This window comes from Candidatus Angelobacter sp., assembly GCA_035607015.1.
Lineage (GTDB): Bacteria > Verrucomicrobiota > Verrucomicrobiia > Limisphaerales > AV2 > AV2.
The window spans coordinates 1-10,441 of the sequence record DATNDF010000446.1 but is presented as its reverse complement, the minus strand read 5'-3'; the positions used below and the strand labels follow the sequence as shown (position 1 = coordinate 10,441).

Sequence of the window (10,441 nt, the reverse complement as noted above, 5' to 3'; positions counted from 1 at the left end):
ATTCACTGAAGGGAATCGTGAAATGCTGCCAGGTGCCGAAGGTGTCCACAAACTTGATGTCCACCATCTTCGCCCCAGCCTTCTTCGCCGTCTCTATCACTTGCTTCGCTGTGCTCATGTTGTTCTTTTTTGTTGTTTTGCTTTTTAGCGCGTTGCTGTGCCAGCCGCGGTTCCTCCCGCGGACTGGCACAGTTGCGCGAATAGTTGGTTGAAGTTAAGCGGGATTATTATGCGCCGTGGTAACCTTCTTCGCCGTGCTCGGAGAGGTCGAGACCGAGAGTCTCGACTTCCTCGTCCGCACGGAGACCGAGGGTCGCTCGCACAATGGCAGCGATGATTGCAGTGCCGACCACCGCGAGGATCAGCGTCACAAAAATCGCTTTGATCTGTTCAATCCAGAGAGTATGGCCGACGTACTTGTCCAGGTAGGTTCCCAAATTGGAATTGACGGCGGCCGGGTTGACCTCGCCACCGGCGAGTTTTGCGGGTACGGCGAGAATTCCGGTCAGAAAAGCGCCCATCGTGCCGCCAACGGCATGGACGCCGAATGTGTCGAGCGCGTCATCGTATCCGAACCATCCTTTGACTTTTGCGCAGAAAAAGTAGGGAACCAACCCGGCGCAGATGCCGATGACCACCGCGCCAGTAACGTTTACAAAACCGCAGGCGGGAGTGATAACCACCAACCCGGCTACTGCGCCCGAGCAGAAACCGAGTATGCTGGGTTTGCCTTTAAATGCATACTCGGCCATCGCCCAGACGAAGGAGGCCACGGCGGTTGCGATGGTGGTTGTCGTGAAAGCATTGGCGGCAACGACGTCTGCCCCCACAGCGCTGCCCGCGTTGAACCCGTACCAACCGACCCACAACATGCCGGTGCCGACCATGCACAGCACCATACTGTGGGGCGGCATCGGTTCTTTGCCAAAGCCGAGTCGTTTGCCGAGAAACAGGCAGAGAATCAACGCCGACCACCCGGAAGACATGTGCACCACGGTGCCGCCTGCAAAATCAATGGCATGAATGCCTGCATCCTTGTTCCACACGCCATTCATGTAGCCGTCAACACCCCAGACCATGTGTGCCAGGGGAAAATAGACCACGAACATCCAAAGCGTAACGAAGGCAAGGATGGCGGAAAATTTCATTCGCTCGGCAATCGCCCCCACGATCAGCGCCGGGGTGATGATGGCGAACATGAGTTGATATATCGAATAGACGTTATGCGAAACCCACCCGCCGTAATCAGGGTTCGGAGTCGAATCAACGCCGTTGAGGAATTTCCAGTCGAGGGTGCCGAGAAACTTCCCGCCGCTATGGAATGCCAGACTATATCCGCACAGCCACCACAGGATACTCACCAGACCCGCGATGCCCAGACATTGAGCGAGCACCGACAGAACATTCTTCCGGCGAACCAGGCCGCCGTAAAACAACGCCAGCCCCGGCAGGGTCATGAACAATACCAGTGCCGCAGAAACCATTTGAAAGCCGTTGTGGCCGGGGCCGGGCGACGTGGCCAGCGCCGTCGGGGCGTTGGTTTGGCGCGTCCCGTTCGTGACGTAAGCTTCCAGGTCTGCCAACCGGTCTTCAATGCTTGGCTTGGCTGGCACAGCATCCGCCGCCCGGAGCAGAGAGACGCCCGCGTTCAAGCCGACGCAAATAAGAAATGCGAAAATTGTTTTTTTCATCAGTTTTTTTCGTTGATGGGTTGAGTGCGCTGTAAGACTAAACTGCCTGATCGCCTTTCTCCTCAGTGCGGATGCGGGTGGCTTCGTCCACTTTGGAGACGAACACCTTGCCGTCGCCGATCTTGCCGGTCTTGGCAGCCTTGACGATGGCGGCCACGGCGCCGTCCACGCGGTTGTCGGCGAGCACCAGTTCGAGTTTGATTTTGGGCAGGAAGTCCACCGTGTATTCACTACCGCGGTAGATTTCGGTATGGCCCTTCTGGCGGCCGAACCCTTTGACTTCCGTGATGGTCATGCCCTCGATGCCGATTTCACCGAGCGCATCCTTCACTTCCTCCAGTTTGAATGGTTTTATGATGGCTTCGACTTTCTTCATAGTTTTGAGTTTTAGTTTTACTGACTGGGTGCGACCGGTCCGGCCGCGCCGCCGACAGCCGTTTTCTTGCCCGCCACATCAGATTTGAAACACGGAACCTGTGATCTCGCTGGACGGCCGCTTTCGCAAGCGACCGTCAACCAAAGGCGACCGATTTTCTGCCAGACCACGCCGTCCTAGCACCGGCGATGCCATCAACAGGCATGTCGCTTGGCCGTCAAGTTAAGTCCTTGCAAACCAGTCCACCGGGAGGCACCGAAATCTTTTCTGCCAAAATCGAACAAGTATTCATCCACCGTCGAGTGTTGCGATTTGACCAGCTGAGTTTTTTTTCGCCAGTAGCAGAGGGCCCGAAGCGAGGACAGCTGAGCATCCGGCGAGAACGCGCATGGCGTCACTTCGCACCATCGCATGCGCGGTCAGCCGTGGATGATCAACTGGATGTTCTCGGGAAGACTGCGCGCGACTTCGGTGACGACATTGCCCTTGAGGAGCGATACCAGTTTATTTCGGTGAGGCGAACCGAGCATGAGAATGTCGATGCCCAGTGTGGCTGAAAGGTCGAGAATTGTGGCGGCCGGATTTTCGCTGACGGCATAGAGCGGGATGACAGAGACTGCGTTCTGCTGGCCTTGTTCGAGCATGGTATACATGATACGGGACGCCTGCAGATCATCCTGCCATCGCGGGCGGTCCGTGTTCTCCAAAAGACCTGGCAGCGCGACGGCAAGTTCCTTGACGAAGAGAACGTAGAGAGTGCCTTTGCGGAGCCGCGCTTCCTCCAGCGCAAACCCCAAAACCGGCGTTATCCCGCGCGCCGCGACAAGAATGGCCTGGCCGGCATCGAGATTTACGCGGAAGTCAGGGATCGTTTCCGGGGACACGGCGGCGGCCACTTCGCGGCTCACCGTGACGGTCTCCAGACCCGCGCGCTTCATGGCGATCCAGCGCAGGCCGAAACCCACGCCCAGGACACAGGTCGCAAAGAACAGGGCGGCGGGTTTCGTCTTGGCGATGGTTACTTCAACGGCGAACAGCAGGAAAAAAGTCGCCCCCATCAGAATCCGTTCACGCCAGTTCAGACGGAGTCGCCGGTTGAAACACGACGACCCAAGGTTCACGGTGATCGCCCCGACCACGCCGATGGCGTACATGTCGGCCAGCGAATGGAGGTTCTCCGACAAGACCACAAGGACCAGCGGCAGCGCGACCGCCACGGCAAGGGCAGGCCAGGGAACACCATGTGAATTGAGCCGCGTGAAAGGGCGGGGCATTTCGCGGTCCCGCGCGAGCATATAAATCAACCCGATCATTGCTGCGACGGCGGTGTTTACCGCGCTCAACAGCAGCAGTCCGACCACGACGCCGATGACCACCCCGAAGATTTCTCCAAACCGCGGGCCAAGTGCGGCTGCGCCGTACTGCTCGCCTAGAAAACGAAGCATGTCTTCGTAACGGTTGTGAATGCCGTCGGACAACGAATGAGGCAGCGAAAGCATCGCCCAGCCGAGCAGAGCGGTGCCCAGCACCACTTCGATGGCCACCGGCCAAATCGCCTTTTTAGCCGTCTCGGCGATGCTGGGCTGGTCGTGTGTGGCGCCCGCGTCCAGTTTCATTACGCCCGTCAGATTGGCAATGGCTTCGACGCCGCTTAGCGCCAGAATGACGTCCGCGAAGGCCACCCAGTTTTTGGCAAAACTCGCGTGTGTCGGTTCGAGGTTGGCGATGCTGAAATGCGGCGCGCTCAATGCTATGATCGCGACGACGATGAGGACCATCGGCATCGCCAGTGAAACCGCGAGGCTTCCGGAGTGTTTCGGTCCGAAATAGTTGATGAACCCGATCAGCAGAATGAAACCGGTCGTGGCCATTTTGAGGTGCTGTTTCGGGACGCCGAAATAACTCATCGCATCCCAACAGCTCATCGCCGCTGTGACAATGAAGTCCGCCACCAGCAGCAGTGACCCCAGCACCGCCAGCACCCGGCTTTGCTCGCGCGCCGAAGAATAAACGCCGCCGCCGTCGGGAAAGTGTTTGCAGACGATGATGTAATTGTATCCGACCAGGCCCGTGACAGCGCAGACGGCCAGAATGATGGGGAACGAGGAAAAGCCTGCCGCGACGAAGGCGAGGCCGATGACATACGCTTTGCTGGTGCCCCAGTCGCCGTAAAGAAGCGCGGCGGCCCGTTTCCAGTCCACGTTCCGCGGGCGGTGGACGCTCAGGCTGTCCATGAACAATTGCCGCGTTCACCGCCTGCTCTTTGGAACAGACAGCGCCACCCGAGGTCACTCGAACAGTTCATTTTGATGGGCGATTTTGCGGGATAGCTTCAACCGCCGTCAAACAGAACAGTTGGCTTTCACCGGGAACGATCTGCGCGCGGTTCCAACCGGTTGATGCGGGCGGCGTTCAGCGAAGGAGTCCAAGGGGAAATCATTCTTGCAACCGAGTCTCAATTAAGGTAATTTGGCTGCGCTGTGAGCAAAAAGCCGCCAGTCAGCGAAGCTGCCGCGAGTCGCGGACAGTCTTTCGTGTGCCCGCTCAGTCAGATGCGTGTCGGCGCCGCCTGCCGGATCAAACAGCTTTCCGCCTCGCCTGAAATTGCTCAACGTCTGCGCGAGCTCGGCTTTTGTGAGGAACAGAGCGTCAAACTCCTCAGCCAGCAGGACAACGTCATCTGCCAGGTCTGCAACGTCCGGCTCGGGATCAGCGCGGAATTGGCCGACGCCATCCTGGTCGAGCCGCTGCACAAGGAAGAGCAGGCGGCCTGAGTTATGGCTGCCTCAGCCCAACCGCTGACTTCGCTCGCGGTCGGCGCCGCCGCCACCGTCGCCGAAATCAAAGTCCCTGCCGAACGCCGCAGCCGGCTGCTCGAAATGGGTTTGATCGTCGGAACAACTGTTGAGCTTGTTCGCTTTGCGCCACTCGGCGATCCCGTGGAAATCAAAGTGCGCGGCTACAATCTCACGCTGCGCAAGCAGGAGGCTGAGCAGATTTTGGTGAGGGTGAGCACATGATGAATTCGTTTTCAAAAATCGTCTTCATGTGTTTGCTCCTTGCTTTGACCGGCTGTACTCTTACGGAACTTCGGGTTTCAAACCGCACAGGAACTAATATTTACGTCTATAGTGGGCACACGAAAAGAATAACGACTATTAAAGCAGGAAACATTGGAACCGTACCTCATTCTTCTGGTTCGATCATTGTGGTCACGGGACATGATGATGTTTGGCAGTTTGAAAACGTGGAAAGCATTTCGCCAGAAGCCAACCGAAGTTTTAATAAAATCAGTTTGTTGATTACGATTGGAGCTGATGGCTTAGTCACATTACCGAACGGCAAGATCCTTTCACCTTCGCAAATATTGCAAGGGCAACATAGATAGAATGAATCGCGCAGCCGCTTCGGACAAAGAAAAATCTATCCGGAAAAATGCCTCTCCGACCTGCGTCGCTCTGACCGGCAATCCGAACTGCGGCAAGACCACGCTGTTCAACGCGCTCACCGGTTTGCGCGCGAAGGTCGGTAATTACGCCGGTGTCACGGTCGAGCGCAAAGAAGGCAGGTTACGAGGCACACCGCCGGACGTTTCCATCACGTTGCTTGATCTGCCCGGCACTTACAGCCTCAGCCCGAATTCCCTCGACGAGCAAATTTCCCGCGACGTGCTGCTGAATCGCCTGCCGGAACTGCCGCCCCCGGATTTGATCGTCATCGTCGTGGACGCGTCGAACCTGCAACGCAACCTCTATTACGCGACTCAAGTCATCGAGTTGGGCCATCCCGCGCTCATCGCGCTGAACATGGTGGATGTGGCCGAGGCGAACGGGCATCGCATTGACGAAAAAAAACTCGGCGGGATTCTTGGCGTGCCGGTGTTGCCCGTCGTGGCCAGCACTGGAAAAGGAATTGCTCAATTGAAGCAGAAAATCATTGATATACTGGGGAGCGCGTCCGTCTCGGGCGCGGTTCGGCGCGAGGACGCGCCGAACATTTCGAGCGGCGAGCGTCCGAATGAATCCGTGCGTCGCGAGGCTCATCTCGCAGGACAGGTGTCGCGCTTGTCCCCATCGTCGTCTGGAAATGATTTTGGAAGCGGGCGCGCGGCATCTCCCGCGCCGAAACTGTTCTGCCAGTTGCCCGGCTTGTTCCGCATCGAGGCGACCGGTCTGGCAGATTTGCTCGCGGAAACGTTTTCCGAACGGCGCTTGCAAGCCACGGCGGAGGCGCTGCTCCTTCTCAGCAACGAAAGAGCGCTGGCTTCGTCCACGTCGCATTATCCGCAAAGGATTCAAGACGCCGTGGCCGCGGCGCGCAAGCGGCTCGACGGCCACGGCATTGACTGGCGCGGCGCGCCGATCGAGTGGCGTTACGCGCGTGTCGCGGAAATCGCGCAGGCGGCCACCACCGAACTCGCGCCGCCGGGCGAAACGTTCAGCGACAAACTGGATCGCGTGCTCACGCACAAGCTTTGGGGAGTGACGGTTTTCGTTGCCATCATGGCCCTGATGTTCCAGAGCATTTTCACGTTCGCCAGAATACCGATGGACGCATTGCAATCAGCCGTGGACTGGTTCGGCGGGGTGGTCGGCGGCGCCATTCCCCGCGGCGATTTGAACAGCCTTCTGGTGGAAGGAGTGATCGCGGGCGTCGGGGCGGTGATTGTCTTCCTGCCGCAAATCCTGCTGTTGTTCCTGTTCATCGGTTTTCTCGAAGACACGGGTTACATGGCGCGCGCGGCGTTTTTAATGGACCGGCTGATGAGCAAGGTCGGCCTGCATGGCAAGAGCTTTATTCCCATGCTCAGCTCGTTTGCCTGTGCGATTCCGGGCATCATGGCCACGCGGACGATTGAAACGCCGAAGGACCGGCTGGTGACGATTCTGGTCGCGCCGCTGATGAGCTGCTCGGCGCGGCTGCCGGTTTACACACTGCTCATTGCCGCGTGCATTCCCGACAAGCGCGTCATCGGCTTCCTCAAACTGCAGGGCTTGACCATGCTTTCAATGTATCTGCTGGGCATCATCGTGGCGCTGCTGATGGCGTGGCTGTTCAAGAAAACGCTGCTTAAGGGTGAAACGCCGTTGTTGATCATGGAACTGCCGCCGTACAAGCGGCCCGTGTTGCGTGTCGTGCTGCGGCACATGTGGGATCGCTCGAAATTGTTCCTCCGCCGCGCGGGGACGGTGATTCTGGGCATCAACATTTTGTTGTGGGCGCTGGCGACGTATCCTCGAGGAACCGCGATGGAGAACGATTTTGCAGCCAGACGCGAGGCGATCAAAGCGGCGGAGCTCAGAAGCTTGAACGAAGGAAAGGACAACGGTGAAATCACCGCGCAAAGGCTGGCCGAGTTGGACAAAGTGGAGGCCGGCGAAAAGCTGCGACAAAGTTTTGCCGGCCGTCTTGGGCGCGCCATTGAACCGGCCATCGCGCCCTTGGGTTTCGACTGGAAAATGGGCATCGGCATCGTGGCATCGTTTGCCGCGCGTGAGGTTTTCGTGAGCACCATGTCCACGGTCTATAATGTCGGTGGCTACGACAAATCCGCATCGGGCATCAGGAGCCTGGCCGAAACGCTCCAACAGCAAAGGAAGCCGGACGGCTCACCCGTTTACACGCCGCTCGTCGCCGTCACTTTGATGGTTTTTTACGTGTTTGCGCTGCAATGCGTGAGCACCGTCGCCATCGTCCGGCGCGAAACGAACTCGTGGAAATGGCCGGCTTTCCAGTGGCTTTACATGGGTATCCTCGCCTGGGTCCTGGCCTTCATCACGTATCAGGGCGGTCGTCTGCTGGGATGGCAGTGATTGCAGACTTCGACATTCTTTTATACAAATCCCCGTTGTCTGGTGTCCATTCAGATGAACTGATGTGAGCATAGAAGCCGAACCGGGCTGGTGTGAGCGCCTTTACGAATCGAAGGCGGCTGAACTTATTTTGTACGGTCGGGCGCTGGGTTTGAGCCATAACGAGGCGGAGGATGTCCTTCAAGAGACGTTCGTGGCGCTGGTCCGGCGCGAACAACCACCGATGCAGCCCGAACACTATTGCGTCCGTGCCTTTCGCAACCGCGCATTGAACTATCGACGGAGCCTGTGGCGGCGGCTGGCGCGGGAACTGGAATCGCGGCGGTGGTTCGACCGTCTGCCGGACGAAACACCGCAGGAACTTGCGGCGATGCGTTGCCTGTCCGCGTTGCCCGTGGAGCAACGCGAAGCCATCGTTTTGAAAATATGGCATGAATACACTTTTGAAGAAATCGGGGAACTGCTGGAACTTTCCCCGAACACCGTGGCCGGGCGCTATCGCTACGGCCTGCAAAAAATCCGATCCCGCCTGAAAGGAGAGAAGTATGAACAACTGGAATCCATTGGAGACTCAACTGCATTCCTGGACGCCGCGCCGCCCGTCCGCGGGGCTTAAGGCGAAACTGTTCGTGAGACCGGCCGTCGCTGTGCGGGCGCGGCAGTTCTCGTTCGGCTGGCTGGCGCCGGCGACGGTGTGTTTGCTGTTTCTGGTGATCGCCTTCAACCAGCGCAGCGGCGAACTGGCGCGGCTGGCGGTCGCATCCAACCAGTCGCCGATGATGGCGATGACGTTGAGCAACGCGAGCTTTACGGCGTACCTGCCGGGGGGGTTCGTCGGCGAGCGGAATGGCGTGCGGCCGGGAACTTTTGAATGGACAAACCACGGTCATTCCACTTCAAGTATGGCCTCTTTTCCGCAGTCGCGGACGAATTATCTGAAGCGATAAACGATGAGCACAGACAAATTGAAGCCGGCCAAGGAGCAGGGCAGGCCGGCTCCAAATCAGACTGTTCCCGGCCCCGGCGCCAGGCCTCCCACACCACCGCTATTCCGCAAAACCGACTGGCTGACCTTTGGCGTCACGGCACTGCTCGTGTTCATCGGTTATTACCTGACCCTGGCTCCTGACCTGACCCTGGAAGACTCCGGCGAACTGGCGACCGGTTCTTTTTACGCCGGGGTCCCGCATCCGCCCGGCTATCCGGTGTGGACGATGTTTACCTGGCTGTTCACCGTGCTCGTGCCGGTGTCGAACATCGCGTGGCGGGTCGCCCTGGCGTCGGCCGTTTCGGGCGCGCTTGCGTGCGGATTGATCGCGCTGATTGCCTCCCGGGGCAGCAGCATGATTCTTGAAGGAATCGAGGAGTTCAAAAACATCGACCGGCGCGTGGAAAACGCGTTGTGCGTGCTGGCAGGTTACGTGGCGGGAATGCTGATTGGCTTCAACGGATTCATGTGGAGCCAGGCCGTCATCGTCGAGGTTTATCCGTTCAGCCTGCTTTCGTTCATGGGTGTGCTGTGCTTTTTGTTGCGCTGGGTTTATGCGCCTCACCAGATGCGCTACCTCTACTGGGCCATGTTCCTGTTCGGGCTTTGCTTCACCAACCATATGACCTTGATCGTCGCGGCGATGGGCATCGAGGTCTCCATCGCGGCGGCGCAACCCAGGCTGGGCCGGGATTTGTTTCTGGGAAACAGCGTGATTTTTTTGATCGGCCTGGCCGCGAAATCGAACGGCATGCTCACCGCATTCGACAGCAACCGGCCGCTATTCGTCATCTTCGTTGTCATCGGAGTCCTGTCCATCACGGCCTGGGCGTGGCTGGCGTCAATGACGATGACGAGGGCGGAGCAATGGTCGGCGCTGGGCCGCGACATCCTGATGTTTGCGGGAGTGGGTTATCTCGTCTTTCTTGTCGCGGCCGTGTCCGGTCTGATCAACATCAGCGAATCGCGATCCTCGTTGTTGCCGGTGGTGCACCTCGCCGGTTTTGCGGCGCTGGCAGGTTTTGCGATTCCGCCGCTGCTCACGAAAAAGGGCGCGCCTCCGGATCCATCAGCCGCGTGGCGCAAAATCATTCTTGCCGCGACGGCCATCTATGTCCTTACGTTGTTCAGCACGGCTGCGGGCAAGACTGCTTGGTTTAACAAAAGCCTGTCCTTCTTTGTAGTTCACAGTCTGATCGGAGCCGCGCTGGTGCTGGCCTCCGGTTGGACGCTGATGCGGGCCCGAACATACGGCACGTATGTTTTTCCGGTGACGACCCTGGCCGTGTTCTGGGTGCTCGGAGCGGCATTTTACCTCTACATGCCGCTAGCTTCGATGACGAACCCACCTCTAAACTGGGGGTATCCGCGCACCTGGGACGGATTTCTTCACGCCCTGACGCGAGGCCAGTACGAGAAGACCAATCCCACGGCCAGTTTGGGCCGCTTCGCGGACCAGATGGGGATGTTGATCACCGGTGCGGTGGAGGAATTCAATCTTGCCTATTTGTTGATCGGGCTGGTCCCGGTTTTCTTCTTCACGCGGATGCGGAAACGCGAGCAGGCATGGTTT

10 protein-coding genes are annotated in these 10,441 nt (G+C 58.4%); 7 read left to right on the top strand and 3 right to left on the bottom strand.

Features of this window, described 5'->3' with window-relative positions; translation table 11 throughout:
- Positions 1-227: 227 nt before the first annotated feature.
- The 3 genes from VN887_17960 to VN887_17950 form a co-directional block, all read right to left on the bottom strand.
- On the bottom strand, positions 228-1,691 hold the full coding sequence (locus VN887_17960) for an ammonium transporter (protein ID HXT41899.1): 1,464 nt from the start codon (positions 1,689-1,691) through the stop codon (positions 228-230).
- Positions 1,692-1,728: 37 nt separating this feature from the next.
- On the bottom strand, positions 1,729-2,067 hold the full coding sequence (locus VN887_17955; GenBank protein HXT41898.1) for a P-II family nitrogen regulator: 339 nt from the start codon (positions 2,065-2,067) through the stop codon (positions 1,729-1,731).
- Positions 2,068-2,486: 419 nt separating this feature from the next.
- Complete coding sequence (locus VN887_17950) at positions 2,487-4,301, bottom strand: amino acid permease (GenBank protein ID HXT41897.1); 1,815 nt, start codon at positions 4,299-4,301, stop codon at positions 2,487-2,489.
- 246 nt (positions 4,302-4,547) lie between these two features.
- On the opposite strand from VN887_17950, the gene VN887_17945 reads away from it, so the two are divergent.
- From VN887_17945 to VN887_17915, 7 genes are all read left to right on the top strand, one after another.
- Positions 4,548-4,841: a FeoA family protein gene (locus VN887_17945; GenBank protein ID HXT41896.1), complete on the top strand. Its 294-nt coding sequence runs from the start codon at positions 4,548-4,550 to the stop codon at positions 4,839-4,841.
- A 3-nt stretch (positions 4,842-4,844) separates the two neighbouring features.
- Positions 4,845-5,087 carry a FeoA family protein gene (locus tag VN887_17940; protein ID HXT41895.1) on the top strand — a complete coding sequence of 81 codons (243 nt, stop codon included), beginning with the start codon at positions 4,845-4,847 and terminating at the stop codon, positions 5,085-5,087.
- Positions 5,084-5,455 carry a hypothetical protein gene (locus tag VN887_17935; protein HXT41894.1) on the top strand — a complete coding sequence of 124 codons (372 nt, stop codon included), beginning with the start codon at positions 5,084-5,086 and terminating at the stop codon, positions 5,453-5,455. Before VN887_17940 ends, VN887_17935 begins: the two co-directional genes overlap by 4 nt.
- Before the next feature lies 1 nt (position 5,456).
- Positions 5,457-7,880 (top strand): ferrous iron transport protein B, encoded by a 2,424-nt coding sequence (feoB, locus tag VN887_17930; GenBank protein HXT41893.1) that lies wholly within the window; start codon positions 5,457-5,459, stop codon positions 7,878-7,880.
- Between the two features lie 64 nt (positions 7,881-7,944).
- Positions 7,945-8,496, top strand: a complete 552-nt coding sequence (locus VN887_17925; protein HXT41892.1) for a sigma-70 family RNA polymerase sigma factor — start codon at positions 7,945-7,947, stop codon at positions 8,494-8,496.
- A 13-nt stretch (positions 8,497-8,509) separates the two neighbouring features.
- Complete coding sequence (locus VN887_17920) at positions 8,510-8,827, top strand: hypothetical protein (GenBank protein HXT41891.1); 318 nt, start codon at positions 8,510-8,512, stop codon at positions 8,825-8,827.
- Between the two features lie 3 nt (positions 8,828-8,830).
- Positions 8,831-10,441: DUF2723 domain-containing protein (locus VN887_17915; GenBank protein HXT41890.1), on the top strand; the 1,611-nt coding region annotated here is incomplete at its 3' end.

Bases quoted from the DNA above. Each gene is read 5' to 3' on its own strand.
- VN887_17955 (HXT41898.1), bottom strand. From the start codon at position 2,067: ATGAAGAAAGTCGAAGCCATCATAAAACCATTCAAACTGGAGGAAGTG.
- VN887_17940 (HXT41895.1), top strand. From the start codon at position 4,845: ATGGCTGCCTCAGCCCAACCGCTGACTTCGCTCGCGGTCGGCGCCGCC.
- VN887_17950 (HXT41897.1), bottom strand. From the start codon at position 4,301: ATGGACAGCCTGAGCGTCCACCGCCCGCGGAACGTGGACTGGAAACGG.
- VN887_17935 (HXT41894.1), top strand. From the start codon at position 5,084: ATGATGAATTCGTTTTCAAAAATCGTCTTCATGTGTTTGCTCCTTGCT.
- feoB (HXT41893.1), top strand. From the start codon at position 5,457: ATGAATCGCGCAGCCGCTTCGGACAAAGAAAAATCTATCCGGAAAAAT.
- VN887_17960 (HXT41899.1), bottom strand. From the start codon at position 1,691: ATGAAAAAAACAATTTTCGCATTTCTTATTTGCGTCGGCTTGAACGCG.